The following is a 20,173-nucleotide window of genomic DNA, read 5'->3' as shown; positions in this document are numbered from 1 at the left end:
TCCAGGCTCACAGGATGTATCCATACTATTAAAGGTGCAACTGGGTGAATTTCGGCAGATTTCCCCCACCCGGCGTAGTGTTCATCGGCGGTTCGGGCAGGTCGGGGCGCACCGTGCGGTCCTGCGATGATCATTGCCCCGCGCGCACCCGGTCATGTGCCCGGGAAGCCAGTACGCTGGCGATTCACCCGTACTAGTGAGAGGTGGTCCGGCCGATGACTGAAGCCCCCGACCCCGAGGTCGTGGAGCTGGCAACCAAGATCTTCGATCTTGCCCGGCAGGGGCGGACCGAGGCGCTCGTGGCCTATGTCGACGCGGGTGTACCGGCCAACCTCACCAACGACCGCGGTGACTCCCTGGTGATGCTCGCCGCCTATCACGGGCACGCGGACGCGGTACGGGCGCTGCTGGCCCGGGGTGCCGAGGCGGACCGGATCAACGACCGGGGGCAGACACCCCTCGCCGGGGCCGTCTTCAAGGGTGAGGAAGAAGTGATCCGAGCCCTCCTGGAGGGTGGCGCCGACCCGGCCGCGGGTACTCCGTCGGCCATCGACACGGCTCGGATGTTCGGCAAGGCCGAACTGCTGGAGTTGTTCGGCGCACACTGATCTCAACGTCCTGACCAGGCAAAACAGAAATCCGAAGCAGGCAGGAAACGAACAACGGGGGAGGCGGTACGGGGCCGCCCGAAATTTCGGTCGCGGCAGGCAGAACTGCCGAGTCATCATGACGTCGTGATTCACGGACGCGATGGCTGGGCAGATGTTGCCGCACCGCGCGGGCCGTGAGCGGTCCGCACGGGCCACCAACGAGAGGCAGAGGAAGATGGCTTACAGCAAGCAGGAAACGGCGGGCGCCCCGACGTGTTGTCACGCGGCCAGGTAGAGCAAGATCCCGGTTGCGTCGACGCTTGATGTGAGGCTGTTTCCCATGTTCGATCCGGTCATAGCGCCCAGCGGTACGCTGCTCGGCCTGCTCCAGCGGGGCCGCGGCGACGGCACGCTGCACGCGCTCACCGCCCCGCGCGCCGAAGCGCTCGCGGCACTGAACCACTGCGTGCTGCACGACCCCCGCCACGACTGGCAGGTGGAGAACCGCTCGCTGTACTACGCCCGTCTCTACCTCGACCTGAACGGCGAGCTGGACGAGATCGAGGCCCACCTCTTCGACGTCGAGGACGCCCTCGACACCGAGGAGTCACGCACCGGGCTCGCCCTGGCCGTCCTCGGTCACCTCGCCTCGTACGGCAGGCGGGACGCCCTGGAACTGCTGCGCAGGTATGCCGCCGTGGGCTCCAACTGGGCCTGGGCGCTGGACGAGCTCGCCCTGCGGGACGACGACGCCGGACTGCGTGCCCTCGCGGCCCCCGTCCTGGCGCGCTTCCCCGCCGATGCCGAGGGTGAGGCCGAGCTGGCCGCCACCGTGCGTGACGCCTTCGAGCCACGGCCGTGGCGCCTGTGGGCCGAGGATCCGCGCGAATCCATCGCCACGCGCGTGCGTGCCGCCCAGGAGACCGGCTGTTTCGACCGCTGGCAACGCCAGATGAGCCCGAGCGGACCGCGTCCCGGGTGGAGCGTGCAGGCCGTCTTCGAGTGGGCCCAGCAGGGCGTGGAACGCGGCGTGGCGCTCCATGTTCCGGCCGCTCGCTGTCTCACCGCCGTGGCCGGCCCCGAGGATCGGCCGGACATCGTCGCCGCCGCCAAGGACGGCACCGAGGGCGCCCGCTGCACCGCGCTGCGCTACCTCGCCGACAGCAACGATCCGGATGCCCTCCATCTGATCGAGGGCGCCGTGGCCACCGGCTCGACGGCCGTCGTGGAGGCCGCCGTCGGCACATTCGAACGTATGCGCAGTATTGCCGCCGTCGACCGGGCCCGACGCTGGGCCCGGCGGCCCGACGTCCTGGGTGCCGCCGCCGGACGGGTGCTCGCGTGCCGTGGCGGCGCCGGGGACCGAGACCTGGTTCTGGGGGCGCTGCGGGATGCCGTACGGGGCGAAGGGCCCGACGCACCGACGCTGTGGACCTTGGTGGACGGCGCCGGGCGGCTTGAAATCGCCTGTGCGGCGCCCGTATTGCGGCATATCTACCGCGAGACGGCGTCATCCCATCTACGCGGCCGGGCCGCCCGGGCCCTCGCCGCCACCGATCCCTCCTTCCCCGCCGGGTTCTCCGTCGAATGCCTCTGGGACTGCGAGGAAGCCACGCGCGAGATCGCCGCCCGGCACGCCGAGACCGGCGATGCCCGGGTCGTGGAGCAGCTGCGCAGGCTCGCCGCGGACCCGGCCGAGGAGGCCGAGGTCCAGACAGCCGTACGCGGCCGGATCGGCCCCGACGCGCCCGCTGTGTGAACACGAGATGACTCGCGGGTCAGGGTCCTATGGACGGGATCTGGCCTGATTGGGTGGACAGCGGAACGCTCACGAGTCGTTCGCCGTTGGGAAAGATCCACGTTGACGCGGCCACGTCCAGTACGGCGACAACACCCGTATGCGTGTCGTCATCGTGACCGAATCCTTTCCCCCCGACGTGAACGGCGTGGCCCACTGCGCGCTCCAGACCGCCCGACACCTCGTCGATCGCGGTCACGCTCCACTCGTCGTCGCTCCCGCTCCCGCTCCCGGGAACAAAGCGGCCGGCCTCGCGCCGTGCCCCGTTGTCCACGTCCCCTCCCTACCGCTCCCCGGCTACCCCCAGGTGCGCGTCGCTCTCCCCAGCCGACGCCTCGCCGCCGCGCTCATCGAGCACCGCGCGGACATCGTCCATCTGGCCAGCCCCTTCATCCTCGGCGTCCGCGGCATGGCCGCCGCCGCCCGGCTCGGCATCCCCGCCGTGGCCATCTACCAGACCGACCTGGCCGGCTACGCCCGCACCTACGTCGGCGCCGGCGAGGCCGCGGCCTGGCGTCGTATCCGCTCCGTCCACTCCGCCGCCGACCTCACCCTCGCGCCGTCCAGCGTGTCCCTGCGCGACCTGGAGGCACACAGCGTGCCCCGGGTGAAGCTGTGGCCGCGCGGCGTGGACACCGTCCGCTTCCGCCCCGACCTCCGGGACGAGGCACTGCGCCGGGAACTCGCACCGAACGGCGAGGTGATCGTCGGCTACGTCGGGCGGCTCGCCCCCGAGAAGCACATCGAGCTGCTCGCCGGTGCCTGCAAGCTGCCCGGCGTCCGCGTCGTGATCGTGGGCGACGGACCCAGCCAGCCGAACCTGGCCGAGGCCCTGCCGGGCGCGGTCTTCCTGGGCCGCCGCACCGGCGACGACCTGGCCCGGATCTTCGCCTCCTTCGACGTGTTCGCGCACACCGGCCCCTTCGAGACGTTCTGCCAGACCGTCCAGGAGGCCATGGCGAGCGGTGTGCCCGTCATCGCGCCCGCCGCGGGCGGTCCGCTGGACCTGGTCGCCCACGAGCGCACCGGGCTGCTGGTGCCGCCGCGTGACGCGGGCGCCGTACGGGACGCGGTGCGGACGCTGGCCGCCGACCCCGCGCTGCGTACCGCGTACGGCACCGCAGCCCGCGACATGGTCGAGGGCCGCACCTGGGCGGCCGTCGGAGACCAGCTCATCGGGCACTATGCCGAGGTGCTGAAGACACGGAAGAAGACGGTGGTGGCGGCGTGAACGAGTCACTGCGCATCGTCCGGCTGGCGAACTTCGTCGCGCCCGCCTCAGGCGGTCTGCGCACCGCCCTGCGCGAGCTCGGCAAGGGGTTCAAGGCGGCAGGGCACGAGCCGGTGCTGATCGTGCCGGGTGAGCGGTACTCCGACCGGGAGACCGAGCAGGGCCGGGTGATCACCCTGCCCGGGCCGCTGCTGCCCGGCACCGGCGGCTACCGCGTGCTCATCGACAAGCGGCGTGTGGCCAAGCTCCTGGAGGAGCTGGGCCCCGACCGCCTGGAGGTCTCCGACCGTACGACCCTGCGTTGGACCGGCAAGTGGGCGCGCCGCGCCCGGGTCCCCGCCGTGATGGTCTCCCACGAGACCGCCGACGGCGTGCTGCGCACCTGGGGTCTGTCGGAGAACCTGTCCCGGCGGACCGCCGACGCCCTCAACGTCCGTACGGCGCACACCTACTCGCGGATCGTGTGCACCACCGAGTTCGCCGAGCGCGAGTTCGTGCGGATCGGGGCACGCAATGTCGTACGGGCCCCGCTGGGCGTCGATGTGATGGAACGGCATCCCGCACTGCGGGATGCGGGTCTGCGCGAGGAGTACGCGCGCGTGGACGAGATTCTGCTGGTGATGTGCTCCCGGCTGTCGGTGGAGAAGCGGCCCAGCACCGCGATCGACGCCGTCGACGAGCTGGTCCGGCGCGGGCGCCGGGTGCGGCTGGTGGTGGCCGGTGACGGTCCCTTGCGGGAGCGTCTCGAGCAGCGGGCGCGGGAGCGTTCGCTTCCGGTCACCTTCCTGGGGCACCTCAACGACAAGGGCGCGCTGGGCGCGCTCCAGGCGTCCGCCGATGTCTGCCTGGCGCCCGGGCCCGCCGAGACGTTCGGACTCGCCGCGCTGGAGGCGATGGCCTGCGGCACGCCGGTGGTGGCGAGCGCCTCGTCGGCGCTGCCGGAGGTGATCGGCTCCGCCGGAGCCACCGCCGCGGACCGCGGAGCGGCCTTCGCGGACGCCGTGGACATGCTGCTGGAGCGGTCCGAGGCGGACCGCCGGGAGGCCGCACGCGCGCGTGCCGAGTGTTTCGGATGGGGCGCGGCGGTCGAATCGTTCCTCGCCGCGCACGACGCGGTGGTGACAGGACAGGTGCACCGGGTCGTGCCGGAGCGTGTGATATGAGACCGCTGCGTTTCGTCTCCCTCGGGGATTCGCTCACCGAAGGGGTGGGCGATCCCGTCGGGAAGGTCTGGCGCGGCTGGGCCGCGCTGCTCGCCGACGGGCTCAGTGTGGAGCCCGCGCAGTTCACCAACCTCGCCGTGAGCGGGGCGCAGACGCGTGATGTGCTGGAACGTCAGCTGCCCGCCGCGCTGGACCTGCGGCCCGACGTGGCGTCCGTCGTCATCGGCGTCAACGACACGCTGCGCTACACCTTCGACATCCACGCCGTGGCCGAACGGCTCGACAAGGTGTACGCGGCCTTCGCCGCCCAGGGCACGATCGTCCTCACCGCCTGTCTGCCCGACCCCGGTTCGATGCTGAGGCTGCCGGGATCACTGGCCCGCCCGCTGGCTCGGAGGCAGCGCGCGGTCAACACGGTGGTCCACGCGCTGTCCGAGCGGTACGGCGCGGTGCATCTGCACGCCGCCGAGGAGGAGTGGGCCCAGGACCGGGCGATCTGGAGCGCGGACCGGCTGCACCCCAGCGAGCGGGGGCACCGGGAGCTGGCGCTGCGGTTCCACGGGCTGCTGGCCGAGAGGGGGGTCGCGAAGGGGTTCGCGCCCTCGCCCGTGCCGGAGCTCGCGCCGCCGACCAAGTCGGCGAGCCTGCTGTGGCTGGCCACCGCGGGTACGGCGTGGGTGATCCGGCGGTGCACCGATCTGTTGCCCAACCTGTTGACGCTGGCCGCCGACGAGATGCGGCACCGTGCGCGCGGGACGAGTGCGAAGCTCGATCTGCGGGCGGCGCATGCGGTGTCCGCTGCGCTGGCTGCGCTGTCGATGGAGTTGGACCAGCAGCCGGAGCCGGATGCGGCGTAGCTCCGCTGGTTCGGCCGTGGATATCTGCGGGTGCGTTGTGGCTGGTCGCGCAGTTCCCCGCGCCCCTGACGGGGCGCGGTTGCGCACCCGGCGTTTGCAAGGCCCCGACGGTGACACGCAGGGGGTCAGCGGTGGCGTACGGGGATGAAGCGGACCGGGGTTCCGGGGGCTGCCTGGGCGGCGGGTGGGAGGTCGGGGGTGCGGACCACCGCTATCACTGGGTAGCCCCCGGTGGTCGGGTGGTCGGCAAGGAAGATCACTGGGCGGCCGTCTGGGGGCACTTGGACTGCGCCCAGCACCATTCCCTCGCTGGGGAGTTCGCCGGGGAAGGCTCGCTCCAGGGCGGGTCCTTCGGTGCGTAGGCCGATGCGGTTGCTGGAGGCGGATACGCGGTACGGCCGTGAGGTGAAGGTGCGGATCGCGTCCTGGGTGAACCAGTCGTCGCGGGGGCCGAGGGTGACGTGCAGGATCAGTTCGGCCGGGGGAGCCGGATGCGGGGCCGCGTCTACGCGCGCGTGCGGTGCGACGGGGTGCCCCAGAGGCAGCACCGTGCCGTCCGTGAGTGGTGGTGGGCCGAGGCCGGAGAGCAGGTCGGTGGAGCGGCTGCCGAGCACGGGGTCGACGGCGATGCCGCCGGCGACGGCGAGGTAGCCGCGTACGCCGGAGACGGCGGAGCCGATGTCCAGCACCGACCCTGCCGGAACGCGGACCGGTGTGCCCCAGGCGACGGGGCGGCCGTCCACGGTGACGGGGCAGGGGGCGCCCCCGACCGCCGCGGTGACCGCCGAACGGGGGCGTACGGCGCAGCCGTTGAGCGTGGTTTCCAGGACGGCGGCCTCGGGGGGATTGCCGACGAGGCGGTTGACGAGGGCCGCAGCGGGCCCGTCCAGGGCGCCGGAGCGGGGCACGCCGAGGTGCGCGTGACCGGGACGCCCGCGGTCCTGCACGGTGGTCAGGGCACCGGCCCGTACGACGACGAGCGCACGGTCCGTCATGAGGGCCCCACCGGGACGAAACGGACGGGCGTGCCCGGTGACAGCAGCGCGGCCGGCACGCGCGCGTGGTCCCACAGCACGGCGTCCGTGGTGCCGATCAGCTGCCAGCCGCCGGGCGACGAGCGCGGGTAGACGCCGGTGTAGGGGCCCGCGAGTCCCACCGCACCGGCGGGGACGGCGGTCCGTGGCGTGGCCCGGCGTGGGACGTCATAGCGCTCCGGCAGACCGGACAGGTAACCGAAGCCGGGCGCGAAACCGCAGAAGGCGACGCGGAATTCGGTCTCCGCGTGGATACGGGCCACCTCCCGCTCGGGCACACCCCAGTGCGCCGCCACATCGGCCAGGTCCGGACCGTCGTAGCGCACCGGGAGCTCGATCACGTCACGCGCGCGTGGGGGAACGGGCGGTACTGCGGTGGCGGTCAGGTCGGCGGCCAGCCGGGTCGGGTCGGCGAGGCCGTCGAGCAGGACCGTGCGGGCCGCGGGGACGATCTCGCCGACGGAGAGGGAGCCCTCCGCGCGGCGCCGCAGCAACTCCGCGTGCAGGGCCTGCGCCTCGTCCCCGGAAGCGACCTCGACGAGCAGGGCGCCGTCACCGACAGGCAGCACCCTCATCCGAAGGCCTCCACCCGGACGCCGGACTCCTGGAGCCCCTCCCGGACCCGGCGGGCCAGCTCCACCGCGCCCGGGGTGTCGCCGTGCAGGCACAAGGACTGGGCCCGTACGTCGATCTGCGCCCCGGAGTGGGACGTGACGACGCCGAAGCGGGCCAGCCCCACCGAGCGTTCCACGACGGTGTCCGGGTCGGTGACCACGGCGCCGTCCTGCCCGCGCGGGACGAGCGTGCCCTCCTCGGTGTACGCGCGGTCCGCGAACGCCTCTGTGACGGCCGGCAGTCCGGCCTTCCCGGCCAGCTCCAGCAGCCGGGAGCCGGGCAGCCCGAGCACGGGCAGAGAGGCGTCCGCGAGGAGCACGCCGTCGACGACCGCGCCGGCCTGCTCCTCGTCGTGCACGACGCGGTTGTAGAGCGCGCCGTGCGGCTTGACGTACGACACGCGCGTGCCCGCCGCGCGGGCGAACACCTCCAGGGCGCCGATCTGGTACGCCACTTCGGCCGCCAGCTCGGCGGACGGCACGTCCATCGCGCGCCGCCCGAACCCCGCCAGATCCCGGTAGGCGACCTGTGCCCCGATCCGTACCCCGCGCTCGGCCGCCAGCTCGCACACGCGGCGCATGGTGACCGCATCCCCGGCGTGGAAGCCGCAGGCCACGTTGGCGCTGGTGACGACGGACAGCAGCTGCTCGTCGTCGGTGAGCCGCCAACGGCCGAAGCCCTCGCCGAGGTCGGCGTTCAGATCGATCGCGGTCATCGGTCCCCTCTGGTGTTCATGCCGCTGTTCATGCCAGTGCTCATGCCGCTGTTCATGCCACGCGGAACTGTTCGTCGCGGGCGTCGGTGAGGAACATCTGCCCCGGTGCGTGGGTGATGGCGAACGGCGGTCGCGACGCCATCACGGCGGCCTGCGGAGTCACTCCGCAGGCCCAGAACACCGGGATGTCGTCCGGGGCGATGTCCACCGGATCGCCGAAGTCGGGACGGGCGAGGTCATCGATGCCGAGCCCCGACGGATCGCCGCAGTGCACGGGGCTGCCGTGCACCGCCGGGAGCAGACTGCTCTCCCGGATCGCCGCCGCCAGGTGTTCCGGTGGCACCGGGCGCATGGACACCACCAGCGGGCCGTGCAGCCGCCCCGCCGGACGGCACGGACGGCCGGTCACGTACATCGGGACGTTGCGGCCCTGTTCGAGGTGGCGGATCGGGACACCCGCCTCGGCCAGCGCCCACTCGAAGGTGAAGCTGCACCCGATGAGGACCGACACCAGGTCGTCCCGCCAGTGCCCGCGCACATCCGTCGGCTCGTCCACCAACTCGCCGTTCTCCCACACCCGGTAGCGCGGCAGATCGGTGCGCAGATCGGCGCCGTCCGCGAGGACCGTCGTGAAGGAACCGGCATCCGTGATGTCGAGCACCGGACACGGCTTCGGGTTGCGCTGGCAGAACACCACCAGGTCGTACGCCCAGTCCGCGGGCACGGCGATCAGGTTGGCCTGCGTGTGGCCTGCGGCGACCCCGGCGGTGGGACCTGTCAGACCCGCGCGGAAACGGGTGCGGGCGTTGTTCGGGCTCCACGCGTGCGCGTGCCCGTCGACGAGGGTCAAGGGGCGGTCTTCCGTGCGGTTCACTCCAGTTCCTTCCCGCGCGTCTCGGGCAGCCCGAACAGCGCCAGCGCGGCCACGCCGTATCCGATCGCCCCGAAGACCAGTGCTCCGCCCACGCCCCAGCTGTCGGCCAGGAAGCCGACGGTCGTGGGGAAGACGGCGCCCACGGCGCGACCGGCGTTGTAGGTGAATCCCTGTCCCGCGCCGCGCACCGCGGTCGGGTACAGCTCGCTCAGGAAGGATCCGAAGCCGCTGAAGATCGCCGACATACAGAACCCGAGCGGGAAACCGAGCACCAGGAGCAGGGTGTTGGCGCCGCTCGGGATGTTCCCGTACGCCAGGATGCAGACCGCGGACAGCAGCGCGAACAGCCAGATGTTGCGACGGCGGCCGAGCCGGTCGGTGAGGTAACCGCCGGTCAGATAGCCGAGGAAGGCGCCGGAGATGAGGAACGTCAGATAGCCGCCGGTGTTGACGACCGACAGGCCGCGCTCGGTCTTCAGGTACGTCGGTACCCACGTGGCCAGCGTGTAGTAGCCGCCCTGGACGCCGGTGGACAGCAGCATCGCGAAGATCGTGGTGCGGAGCAGACCCGGCTTGAAGATCGCCTTGAAGGAGCCTTTGCCCGCGCTCTTCTGCCGTACCGCTATCGCCTCGGGCGCGTCCTGCACCCGGCGCCGCATCCAGACGACGAGCAGCGCGGGCAGCGCTCCGGTCCAGAACATCACGCGCCAGGCCAGATCGTCGTCCAGGACCGAGAACACCAGCGTGTACATGATCGCGGCCAGCGCCCAGCCGACCGCCCAGGAGCTCTGGATCGCGCCGAGCGTGCGGCCCCGGTGCTTGGCGCTCGCGTACTCGGCGACCAGGATCGCGCCGACCGCCCACTCGCCGCCGAAGCCGAGGCCCTGGAGGGCGCGGAAGACCAGCAGGGACTCGAAGTTGGGGGCGAAGCCGCAGGCGACGGTAAAGACCGCGTAGGTGATCACCGTGATCATCAGTGCCCTGACCCGGCCGAACCGGTCGGCCATCACCCCCGCGAGGGCGCCGCCGATGCCGGACGCCAGCAGCGTCACGGTGGTGAACAGGCCGGTCTGGCCGCTGTTCAGGCCGAAGTACGCGGCCAGCGCGACCATGCTCAGCGGCAGCGTGAAGTAGTCGTAGGAGTCGAGGGCATAGCCGCCGAACGCGCCGGCGAAGGCGCGGCGGCCGCGCGGACCCAGGGCGCGCAGCCAGCCCAACGCGCCGTCGTCGGCGGTGCTTTCATCTGTGGCCGTGCGGGCGTCGCTGGTCAGGGCCTGCGGTGGAGGGGTCGTGCTCATGGGCACCTCGCAGAGGGAGGACGGAGGGTGCGTGAGGACTGAGCCGGGCCGTGCGGAAGCCGACGGCGCCGTCGTGAGCGGGACGGCGGCGCCGTTCGTAGCAACGTAGAGGATCGTTCAACGATCCTTCAATACCCATGTTGTTTCGTTCTTGTGTCTGCGGTTGAATTCCGGGCATGGCAGAGCAACTGTCGGGACTGGCCGACGACCGCGCCCTCCTCGGGCGCACCAGCACGGCCGAACGGGTCTCGGACATCCTCAGGAGCCGGATCGCCGAGGGCTATTTCCCGCCCGGGACGCGGCTGTCGGAGGACAGCATCGGCGGCGCGCTCGGCGTCTCCCGCAACACCCTGCGCGAGGCGTTCCGGCTGCTCACCCATGAACGCCTGCTCGTCCACGAGCTGAACCGGGGCGTCTTCGTCCGGGTGCTGACCGTCGAGGATGTCGAGGACATCTACCGCACCCGCGGCCTGGTCGAGTGCGCCGTCGTCCGGGGGCTCGGCGAACCGCCGTACGCGCTCGACGGGCTCGCGGAGGCCGTCGCCGAGGGACAGCGGGCGGCGCGTGAAGGTGACTGGAAAGGGCTGGGTACGGCCAACATCCACTTCCATCGGGAGCTGGTCTCGCTCGCCGGCAGCGAGCGCACCGACGAGCTGATGCGGAGCGTCTTCGCCGAGCTGCGGCTGGCGTTCCATGTCGTGGACGACCCGAGGCGGCTGCACGAGCCGTACCTGGCGCGCAATCTGCAGATCCTCCAGGCGCTGCAGGCGGGCGAGCCGGTCGAGGCCGAGAAGCTGCTCGCGGTCTATCTCGACGACTCGTTGGAGCGGGTGGTCGAGGTGTACCTGCGGCGCGTGGGCGAGGACGGATAGCAGATCCGGGTGTGACAACCGTGACGCCGGGGCGCATCTGAGTCGTTTGGGGCGTTGTCAGACCGAGGACTTAGTCTGTGCACCGTGACTTCGCCTGCGTCGACGGACCGTGTTCCGCCCCAGTTCACCGCGGGGCCGCGCCCAGCTCCGGGCCCGGCCGCCGACGAGGGACTGGCGCGGCGGCTGCGCGCGCTCGCCTGCACCGCGCCGCTGCACGATCTGGATGCCCGCAAGGCCAACCTCGCGGGCGAGTACTCGGTATACGGCATGGCCGAGGTCGCCCTCTCCGCCATCGACCTCGTCACGCTGAACATGGACTTCGACACCGGCGCCGACCACGACCAGATCGTCGCCCGGCTCATCCCGCGTATCGCCGCGCAGGCCCCGCAGCGGCCCGTCGTCGAGCATGAGCGGGTGGCCCGGTGGGTGCTGGAGAACCTGATCAATGTCGGCAGCGTCGATCGCGGCTTTCGCGCGGTTTACGGAACCTTCGCGCCGGACGGTACGTATGTTCGGCGGGACTACGACTTCAAGCTGATCGAGGAGGTGCCGGGGCCCGGCGGCAGCGTCTATCTCCGTACGACGGACGAAGCCGTCAATGTGCTGGTGGGCGCCCTCGACACCGACGTCACGAGCGCCCAGATCGCCGCCGAGGTCAAGCTGGAGGTGCTGATCAACCGGGGGCGGCTCGCGGACGCGCAGCTCGCCGCCGAGCAGGCCCGGTATCGGACCGTGCAGTACTCCGAGACACTGCGGCGGGCGCTGGATGCCACCCGGCGCAATGTGCGCGCCGTCGACTGGCTCAGCGCCGTACCCGACATGATCGCCGAGGCGCTGGAGCATGTCGCCGACCGCTATCGGCACGAGAACGCGATCCTCACGAACATCCGCAAGGCGCGGGACGAGTCCGAGGACCCCGAGCACAAGCGGCGTGCGGCCGAGCTGGTCGACATCGTGAAGGACTGCATTCGACGGCACACGCAGTTGCAGTCGCGACTGCTGGAGGCCGGGCCGCTGTTCCGGGCGGAGCAGGACCGGCAGGCGTTCGCTACGCCTATGACGTCGTCGGGGATCGATCTGTACGGGCATCTTGTCGCGCCGGTGCTGCCGTTGGAGCTGGAGCGGGCGGTTCGGGTCACGGATGCGTTCTTCGCTCGCGGGACGGGGTTGCGTACGCCGGTGTCCGTTCGGGTGGGGGACCTTGTGGACATACTGCTGACTCCGCCGGTGGAGCGGGAGCATCTCGGTGCGGAGATGCCTGAGCCGGATCTCATTGCCACGCCGGATGACAGTCGGTTCAGTGAGGAGCAGCTGGCTGCGGCGATGGAGCTGCTGGATCTGCCTGCGGATGCGCCCAGGCGGTTGTCGGGGCTGCTGGTTGACGCGCGTCGGCTGGACCCTGAGTTGCCTTATCTGGTGGCTCTGTTGGCTGTTCATGCGGCCAGTCCGTCTGTGGGCACCGCCTACCGGCAGGGGGAGGAGAAGCTGCTGTTCGCCGTGGACGACGGGACCGAGCTGGATGATCCCGAGTTCGGGGGTGCGGATTTGATTGTCGGGACGGCTTTGTTGGATGCGGTGGGGATGGCGGCGGATCGGAGTGAGGCTGCGTGATGTCTGCCGTCTGCGGGTTGTCTGTGGCTGGTCGCGCAGTTCCCCGCGCCCCTAAAAGCCTTGTCCTGCCGCCTGTTTGCCAGATGCCCGAGGAGTTGCGATCGTGACCGAGCACGTCGACTGGAGTGAGCCGGAGCTTGCCGCCTCCGCGTCGGCATCTGCCGCCGTCACGCCTGCCGATGCCGCCGATGCTGCTCGGCTCGTTGCCTTTGGGTTGCAGCCGAAACTGCAGCCTGCGCGGGATCAGGAGTATGCCGAGTTGCTGCGGCGGTACCGGGAGGATCCGGCGTTCGCCCGGCTTGCCGATGCCGTTGCCGCCGGGCTCGGTCTTGTCGTGCTGGAGGTGTCTCCCCGCGCGGGGATGGCCGTTACCGCTGCCGAGGACTCGGTGTTCGCCGTGCGGATGGGGGATTATGCGCGGCGGACGTCTGCCGACGGTGGGGACCGGTTCCTGCATGGGCTCGCTCATCTCGCCGTTGCCGCAATGGCGTTCCCGCGGCCCGAGGACCTCGCTGATGACGGGTACATCGGGCGGATCACGGTCAATGGGGTCGACGCATTCGTGCGGCAAGCCTGTCGGCGGCTGGAGGAGCGGGCCGAGGTGCGGGGGGAGAACACCGATCCGGCCACGGACGCGCCCGGGCTTGAGGCCGCCTGGCGGATCTGGGTGAGACGGAGTGCGACCGGTGCCACCAAGGACGCGCGGAGACTGGCCGGTTCGACGACCGGCATCATCGGCAAGGCTGTCGCCTTTCTGACCGACTCCGGGTTTCTGCAGCGCACGGGCGACGACAACGGCGGGACGTACCGGACGACGGCCCGGTATCAGCTCCAGGTGCGCGACATGGCGGGCAGTGCTGCCATGGCCGAGCTGCTGGAACTGGGCGTCGTGCCGGTCACCGACGGGACGCCGACGCTGCTGCCCGCCGAGGAGTCCGACGACCTGGAGCTGGTGGCCGACGCCGGGCTGCCGTTCCACTCCTGACCGCATCGACTGCCTTCACGACTACGAGAGTCCGCCATGTACGAGCTGTCCCGGGTCCGCCTCTACTCCATCGGTCCGGCCGGTGCGCGCTACGCCGACACCGTGCTTGACCTGCGGGGTGTCGGCGAGCCCGTGCCCGACCCCGCGCCCACGCAGGCGGAGTTCTTCGAGGAGGAGCCCGTCGGTCCGCCGCGCCGGCCCGCGCCCGCCGGTGTGCTCTTCCTGGAGAACGGCGGCGGCAAGTCCGTCCTGCTCAAGCTGATCTTCTCGGTGATGCTGCCGGGGCACCGGAACACGCTGGGCGGCGCCAGCTCCGGTGTGCTGCGCAAGTTCCTGCTCGCCGACGACTGCGGGCATGTGGCGCTGGAGTGGCAGCACGTGCTGACGGGCGAGTGCGTCGTCGTCGGCAAGGTGAGCGAGTGGCGCGGCCGGCAGGTCTCGAACGATCCGCGGAAGTTCGCCGAGGCCTGGTACTCGTTCCGGCCGGGGCCCGGGCTGAGCCTGGACAATCTGCCGGTCGCCGAGTCCACCGCCGTACGGCCGTCCGTCGAGGGTGCGTCCGGTGCACAGGGGCGGCGGCGGACCATGAAGGGCTTCCGGGACGCCCTTACCGAGGCCGGGAAGGCGTATCCGCATCTGGAGGTGCACTGGGAGGAGATCCACGACCGGTGGATCGAGCACCTCGGCGACCTCGGTCTCGACCCCGAACTCTTCCGCTACCAGCGGGAGATGAACGCCGACGAGGGCGAGGCGGCCGGCCTCTTCGCGGTCAAGAAGGACTCCGACTTCACGGATCTCCTGCTGCGGGCGGTGACCGATACGCGGGACACCGACGGTCTCGCCGACCTGGTCGGTGGCTTCGGCAACAAGCTGGGGCGACGCGCCGAACTGATCGCCGAACGCGACTTCACCGCCGGGTCCGTCGACCTGCTGGGGCGGATCGTCGAGGCCGCCGAGGCGCGGGCACGCGCGCGTGACATCCACGCCGGTGCCGAGCGGCGGACCCGGACGCTGGCCCGGCGGCTGTCCGCGCGTGGTGCGCAGGAGCGGGTGCGCGCCGCCGACCTCGCCCAGCGGGTCACCGCCGCCGCATACGCCGTCACGCACGCCGAGGGAACGCGGGAGCGCAGCGCGCTGATCGCCGCCGAACTCGCTTACCGGCATGCCTCCTTGGCGCTCGCCGGTGCCGAGAAGTCGGCCGCCGCGCAGAAGCGGGAGCTTGCCGACGCGCGGACCCTCCATTCCGCCTGGCAGGCCGCCGAGGCGGTGCTGCGGCACCGTGCCGCCGCCGACCGGGTCGCACGGGTCGCCGCCGCCATCCAGGAGGCCGAGCGCGACGCGGCCCCCGCGCTGGCCGCACGCGCCAAGGCCGCCGTCGATCTCGTACGAGCTCTGCACGCGGCCGCGGACAGCGCCGAAGCCCTGGCCAACGAAGGGGAGGAGCGGTCCGCGGCGCTCCAGGAGGTCAGCGAGTCCGCCTACCGGGACTCCACCTCCGCCGCCACGGAGGCCCAGCGCGCCCGCAGCGAGGCGGGGCATCTGCGCCAGCGTCTGTCCGAGGTCGAGCAGGAGACCGCGGAGGCGGTGCGGGCGGGCTGGCTCGACGACAGCGCGCCCGACGCCGATCCCGCGCGGGCCGCGCTCGCCGCCAGCGACGCCGAGAAGACTGCGGTCGCCGCCTGGGACACCGCGCGCGAGGCATCTCACAGGGCCACCGAGCACGCCCGGGAAGCGGCTTCGGCCGAGTCTCGCGCGGAACTCACGGCGGCCCGCGCGGCGGACGCGGCAACGGCCGCGGAACGGTCGTACGAGGCGGAACGCCGCCTCGCGGAGGGGCTCGCGGCGGAGGAGCGGCTGGCGGAGCTGCTGAGCCTGACCGGTGTCTCCGGGGCGGGGGTTACGGTGCCGGGGCCCCGGACAGGGGCGGATGGCGCGGCTGGGCGTGAGCGCTCCGACACGGCTGGACCTGGCGTGTCCGCGCGGCCCGGGAGCGGCGCGTCCGGTGGAGGCGGCGGTGCCGAGGCAGGCGACGGCGGGGCTTCCTGGGCCGCCAGTGGTGCCTCTGGCCGGGGTCGTGGTGCCGGGGCGGACGTCGGCGGGGATGCACGCGCCGGAAGCGACCCGTCCGCCGAAGCCGGAGGTGGTCCGTCCGCCGGAGACAGGAGGCCGTCGAACGGCGACGATGCCGGCCTGATGACCCCGCGCCCCCTCACCGAAGGCCTCCTCACCCCCGAGGAGCTCGACCGCTGCGCCGACGACCTCCGCCAACTCCTCGACGCCGCCGTCTCCTCCGCCGAGCGCCAGCTGTTCGAGCTGCGGACCGCTGCCGCCGACGACGCCCGGATCCTGGGTGCGCTCGGTGACGGAGGGCTGCTGCCGCCCGGGCCCGACGTGCTGGCCACCGTGGAGTTCCTCGGCGAGCACGCCATCCCGGCGCTGCCCGGATGGCGGTATCTCGCGCAGGCCGTCGACCCCGCCGATCACGCGCGCGTGCTGGCCGCCAGGCCGGAGCTGGTCGACGGGGTGATCATCACCGACCCCGCCACGCACGCGCGTGCCCGCGAGGCGCTGAGCGAGGCTGCACTGCTGCCGCGGTCCGCCGTCGCGGTCGGTACGGCCGCCGCCCTGCTCGCCCCGACTCCGGCACCCGACGCGAGCAGTGGCGACGTCTTCCTCGTACCGCCGAACCCCGCCATGCACGACGAGCACGCCGCCGATGAGGAACGGCAGGCACTGCGGGCGCGGGCGACCGAGCGGGACGAGGAGATCCGGACACTCGCGGCCCGGCTCGGCAAGGACCGGGAACTGACCGCCCGCTTGGCGTCCTGGCGTACCGGCTGCCCGGCCGGACGGCTGGTCGAGCTGGCGGAGGCGGCCCGGGAGACACGCGCGTTCGCCGAGGAGGCCGAGGCCGAGCTGGCGGAGGCACGCACCGTCCGGGCCGAGGCCGACGAAGCCGCCGCCGAGGCCACCCAGGTACGGGACGAACGGCAGGAGGCTGCCCAGCGCGCCCGCCGCTCCGCAGACGCCCTCGCCGGGCTCGCCTTCCGGCTGCGCGAACGGTCCGGCTGGCAGGTGAAACTGCGCGAACTCGCCGACGAGGCAACCGAGTCGGAGGCCCGCGCCCAGGCCTGTCTGGAGCGCGCCCGCGCTGCCGACGAGGACCGGCGTGCCGCCCAGCGCGGCGCCGACGACGCCCGCCGCACCGCGCGTGCGCTGCGTGCCGAGCGCGCCGAGATCGCGGGCGCCCCCGACGACGTACCGGAATCCGACACGGGTGCTCCGACGTCGTCCCTTCCCGCCCTCCGCGAGGCCTATCGCGCCGCATCGCAGCTGTACGAGAAGGTCGGGGTCGACGCCGATCTGCGGGCCGAGCAGGCCCGCGCGGAGAGCGACGAGAGTGCGGCGCGGGCCGAACTCGACCGGCTCAGCAACAAGGTCCGCACGCGCGCGGAGCAGCTGCTTCAGTCCCCGGACGGGTCCGACGGGCCCTCCCGGCAGTCCGCCGTCGCCCGGGCCGAGGAGCTGGTGCAGCTCCTGGAGACCCGGATGTCCAGCGCGAGCGAACAGCTCGGGCGGCTGCGCGGCGAGGCCGAGCGGCACGCGCCCGAGGACGGCGAGGCACACACCGAGCTGCCCGAGGAACTGGTGCCCCGCGACGCCGAGCACGCGCAGGCCCTGCTGCGGACCGCAACTGCTGAACTCGCTTCCCGCACCGAGGCGTTGAGCCAGGCCCGGGAGGCGCACGCCGAACTCCTCGACGCCCACCGGGCCGCCGAGGACGCGGCCGGTGGCTTCGACGAGATCGCCGCGATGCTGCGTGACCTGCTGCGCGAGCACATCTCGGACGAGGAGCAGGAGGAGCCGGAGCCGTATCCCGGCAGCCTGGACGAGGCACGGCAGTCCGGCGCCGAGGCACGGCGCTCCCTGCGGGGCTGCGCCGCCGACCTGTCCGGCGCCGACTCCGCCGTACGAGAGGCGAGCGATGTGCTCGTACGGCATGCCAACTCCACGCGGTACGAGCAGGTACGGACGCCTGCGCGGCAGCAGATCCGGGAACTGCCCGCCGCCGCGCTGCCCGAGCACGCGCAGAAGTGGGCGGACGCGTTCGCGCCCCGACTGCGGGTGCTCACCGATGAGTTGGCGCAGCTGGAGCGGAACCGGGACTCGATCGTGGACCGGCTACGCGGGCTGGTCGAGTCGGCGCTGGCGACTCTGCGGTCCGCCCAGCGGCTGTCCCGGTTGCCCGAGGGGCTCGGGGAGTGGTCCGGGCAGGAATTCCTGCGCATCCGCTTCGAGGAGCCCGACCAGGCCACGCTCACCGAGCGGCTCGGCGAGGTCATCGACGAGGCGACGCGGGCCGCGGTGAAGAAGAACTCCGATCTGCGGCGGGACGGGATGTCCTTGCTGCTGTGGGGAGTCGCGGCGGCGCTGCAGCCGAAGGGTGTGGCCGTCGAGATCCTCAAGCCGGATGCCGTGCTTCGTGCGGAGCGGGTGCCGGTGGGGCAGATGGGCGACGTCTTCTCGGGCGGTCAGCTGCTCACCGCGGCCATCGCCTTGTACTGCACGATGGCGGCGCTCAGAAGCAACGACCGCGGGCGCGACAAGCACCGGCACGCGGGCACGCTGTTCCTCGACAACCCGATCGGGCGTGCCAACGCGACGTATCTGCTGGAGCTTCAGCGGGCCGTGTCGGATGCGCTCGGTGTCCAACTCCTCTACACGACGGGCCTGTTCGACACGACCGCGCTGGCGGAGTTCCCGCTGGTCATCCGGCTGCGCAATGACGCGGATCTGCGGGCCGGGCTCAAGTACATCAGCGTGGAGGAGCACCTCCGGCCGGGACTGCCGCAGGCTCCCGCCGGGGAAGGCGGACACAGCGAGATCACGGCGACGCGGATGTTCAAACGTCCGGCGACCGGCACAACCTAGGGGCGCGGGGCTGTGTCCTTAGGCGTCGGCTTTCAAGAGATCCGCGCACTTTTCGCCGATCATCATCGTCGTGATGCACGGATTCACCGTCACCAGATCCGGCATCACCGAACCGTCCGCCACCCGCAGCCCCTCCACCCCCTTCACCCGCAACCGCGCGTCCAGCGGAGCGGAATCGTCCGCGCCCATCTTCACCGTGCAGGACGGGTGGTAGACGGTGTTGTGGGTCTTGTGGATGTAGTCCAGCAACTCGTCGTCCGTCCGGACGTCCGGGCCGGGGGCCAGTTCCGCGCCCGCCCAGCCGCTCAGCGCAGGTTGCGACGCGATCGTCCGGGCCAGGCGCAGCCCGTACGTCATCACCCGTACATCGTGCTCATGGGTGAAGTACCGCGGATCGACCTTCGGCTTGTCCCGGTAGTCACGGGTCCGCAGCCGCACCGTGCCACGGGATTGCGCGCGGGTCACGTTCGGCGTGAGGCAGAACGCGTTCTCCGACGTCGGGTAGCCCCAGCGTGCGGTGTTCATGTCGAACGGGACGGACCCGTAGTGGAACATCAGGTCCGGCCGGTCCAGGCCCGGTTCGGTGTCGTAGAAGATGCCCGCCTCCCACCACTGGCTGGACGTGGTGGTCATGGGCTGCTTGGCGTCCCACATGATGACGCCCTCGGGGTGGTCCTGGAGGTTCTCGCCGACGCCCGCCGCGTCGACGACCACATCGACGCCGACCTCGCGCAGATGCGCGGCCGGTCCGATGCCCGACAGCATCAGCAACTTCGGTGAGTCGATGGCGCCGCAGGAGAGGATGACCTCGCGCCGGGCCCGTACCGTCCGGGTGTGGATCAGGTCCGGGTCGAGGAACTCGGCGCCGACGCAGCGCCGGCCCTCCAGCACCAGTTTCTTGGCCCGCACCCCCGTCCGTACCTCCAGGTTCGGCCGCTTGCCGAGGACCGGGTGGAGGTAGGCGACCGACGACGACTGACGGATGTTGTTCTCGTCGGAGTTGATCTGGAACCAGTTGGCGCCACGGACGACCGTCTTGCCGGTGTTGAACCCCACTGTGGGGATGCCTGCCTGCGCACATGCCTCCAACAGCGCCGTGCCGCACGGGTCCTCGCTCTTCACTGTGCGGAGTTTCACCGGACCCGTGCGGCCGTGGTGCTCCCCGGGAGCGTCGTTGTTCTCCAGCCGCCGGTAGAGCGGGAAGAGGTCGGCGGCGCTCCAGCCCGTACAGCCCGCTGCGGCCCAGTCGTCGAGGTCCTCGGCCGGGGCCCAGAAGGCGATACAGGAGTTGTGCGAGGAGCAGCCGCCGAGCACCTTCGCTCTGGCGTGCCGCATGAAGCTGTTGCCGCTGGTCTGGGGTTCGACGGGGTAGTCCCAGTCGTAGCCGGACTCCAGCAGGCCCATCCAGCGTTCCAGCTTCAGGACGTCGTCGTCGCCGACGTCGCTGGGCCCCGCCTCCAGGACGCACACGGTGACGGACGGGTCCTCCGACAGCCGGGCCGCCACCACGTTGCCCGCGGTGCCGCCGCCGACCACGACGTAGTCGAACTCATCGATGCTCATGGGGAGTTGACCTCCTTGACATCCTTGGTGCGCTG

At 71.7% G+C, this 20,173-nt stretch carries 15 protein-coding genes; 9 read left to right on the top strand and 6 right to left on the bottom strand.

Annotated elements, in window-relative coordinates:
• Positions 1-215: 215 nt before the first annotated feature.
• The 5 genes from ACTWQO_RS23365 to ACTWQO_RS23345 all read left to right on the top strand — a co-directional run bounded on the left by ACTWQO_RS23365 (position 216) and on the right by ACTWQO_RS23345 (position 5,639).
• Positions 216-608, top strand: a complete 393-nt coding sequence (locus ACTWQO_RS23365) for an ankyrin repeat domain-containing protein (RefSeq protein ID WP_301978254.1) — start codon at positions 216-218, stop codon at positions 606-608.
• 322 nt (positions 609-930) lie between these two features.
• Positions 931-2,349 (top strand): HEAT repeat domain-containing protein, encoded by a 1,419-nt coding sequence (locus ACTWQO_RS23360; RefSeq protein WP_443239290.1) that lies wholly within the window; start codon positions 931-933, stop codon positions 2,347-2,349.
• Positions 2,350-2,488: 139 nt separating this feature from the next.
• On the top strand, positions 2,489-3,619 hold the full coding sequence (locus tag ACTWQO_RS23355) for a glycosyltransferase family 4 protein (RefSeq protein ID WP_443239289.1): 1,131 nt from the start codon (positions 2,489-2,491) through the stop codon (positions 3,617-3,619).
• Positions 3,616-4,782, top strand: coding sequence for a glycosyltransferase (locus ACTWQO_RS23350; RefSeq protein WP_443239288.1), 1,167 nt, complete (start codon positions 3,616-3,618; stop codon positions 4,780-4,782). Before ACTWQO_RS23355 ends, ACTWQO_RS23350 begins: the two co-directional genes overlap by 4 nt.
• On the top strand, positions 4,779-5,639 hold the full coding sequence (locus tag ACTWQO_RS23345; protein WP_443239287.1) for an SGNH/GDSL hydrolase family protein: 861 nt from the start codon (positions 4,779-4,781) through the stop codon (positions 5,637-5,639). Before ACTWQO_RS23350 ends, ACTWQO_RS23345 begins: the two co-directional genes overlap by 4 nt.
• Positions 5,640-5,764: 125 nt before the next feature.
• Here ACTWQO_RS23345 and ACTWQO_RS23340 read toward each other — a convergent pair whose 3' ends face one another.
• From ACTWQO_RS23340 to ACTWQO_RS23320, 5 genes are read right to left on the bottom strand one after another with little or no spacing between them, the layout of a single operon-like run.
• Positions 5,765-6,634, bottom strand: coding sequence for a biotin-dependent carboxyltransferase family protein (locus ACTWQO_RS23340; RefSeq protein ID WP_443239286.1), 870 nt, complete (start codon positions 6,632-6,634; stop codon positions 5,765-5,767).
• Complete coding sequence (pxpB, locus tag ACTWQO_RS23335) at positions 6,631-7,248, bottom strand: 5-oxoprolinase subunit PxpB (RefSeq protein ID WP_443239285.1); 618 nt, start codon at positions 7,246-7,248, stop codon at positions 6,631-6,633. The genes ACTWQO_RS23340 and pxpB overlap by 4 nt, the downstream gene beginning before the upstream one ends.
• Positions 7,245-8,003 (bottom strand): LamB/YcsF family protein, encoded by a 759-nt coding sequence (locus ACTWQO_RS23330; protein WP_443239284.1) that lies wholly within the window; start codon positions 8,001-8,003, stop codon positions 7,245-7,247. The genes pxpB and ACTWQO_RS23330 overlap by 4 nt, the downstream gene beginning before the upstream one ends.
• 52 nt (positions 8,004-8,055) lie before the next feature.
• Positions 8,056-8,877 (bottom strand): putative hydro-lyase, encoded by an 822-nt coding sequence (locus ACTWQO_RS23325; protein WP_443239283.1) that lies wholly within the window; start codon positions 8,875-8,877, stop codon positions 8,056-8,058.
• Positions 8,874-10,175: an MFS transporter gene (locus ACTWQO_RS23320; RefSeq protein WP_443239282.1), complete on the bottom strand. Its 1,302-nt coding sequence runs from the start codon at positions 10,173-10,175 to the stop codon at positions 8,874-8,876. Before ACTWQO_RS23320 ends, ACTWQO_RS23325 begins: the two co-directional genes overlap by 4 nt.
• Positions 10,176-10,351: 176 nt before the next feature.
• Between ACTWQO_RS23320 and ACTWQO_RS23315 the strand changes: the two genes are divergently transcribed.
• From ACTWQO_RS23315 to ACTWQO_RS23300, 4 genes are all read left to right on the top strand, one after another.
• Positions 10,352-11,047, top strand: a complete 696-nt coding sequence (locus tag ACTWQO_RS23315; protein WP_362947724.1) for a GntR family transcriptional regulator — start codon at positions 10,352-10,354, stop codon at positions 11,045-11,047.
• An 84-nt stretch (positions 11,048-11,131) separates the two neighbouring features.
• Entirely contained in the window at positions 11,132-12,658 is a 1,527-nt protein-coding gene (locus ACTWQO_RS23310) for a hypothetical protein (RefSeq protein WP_443239281.1), read from the top strand.
• Between the two features lie 103 nt (positions 12,659-12,761).
• Positions 12,762-13,643 (top strand): hypothetical protein, encoded by an 882-nt coding sequence (locus ACTWQO_RS23305; RefSeq protein WP_443239280.1) that lies wholly within the window; start codon positions 12,762-12,764, stop codon positions 13,641-13,643.
• Between the two features lie 36 nt (positions 13,644-13,679).
• Entirely contained in the window at positions 13,680-18,575 is a 4,896-nt protein-coding gene (locus ACTWQO_RS23300; protein WP_443239279.1) for a hypothetical protein, read from the top strand.
• 18 nt (positions 18,576-18,593) lie between these two features.
• Here the strand turns inward: ACTWQO_RS23300 and ACTWQO_RS23295 are convergent, their stop codons facing one another.
• Positions 18,594-20,138 carry a GMC family oxidoreductase gene (locus ACTWQO_RS23295; RefSeq protein WP_443239278.1) on the bottom strand — a complete coding sequence of 515 codons (1,545 nt, stop codon included), beginning with the start codon at positions 20,136-20,138 and terminating at the stop codon, positions 18,594-18,596.
• Between the last annotated feature and the right edge of the window lie 35 nt (positions 20,139-20,173).

The sequence above is a fragment of the Streptomyces sp. 4N124 genome (assembly GCF_052245395.1).
GTDB lineage: Bacteria > Actinomycetota > Actinomycetes > Streptomycetales > Streptomycetaceae > Streptomyces.
Note: the sequence above shows the minus strand (reverse complement) of the source record. Positions and strands in the feature narration are given on the sequence as shown.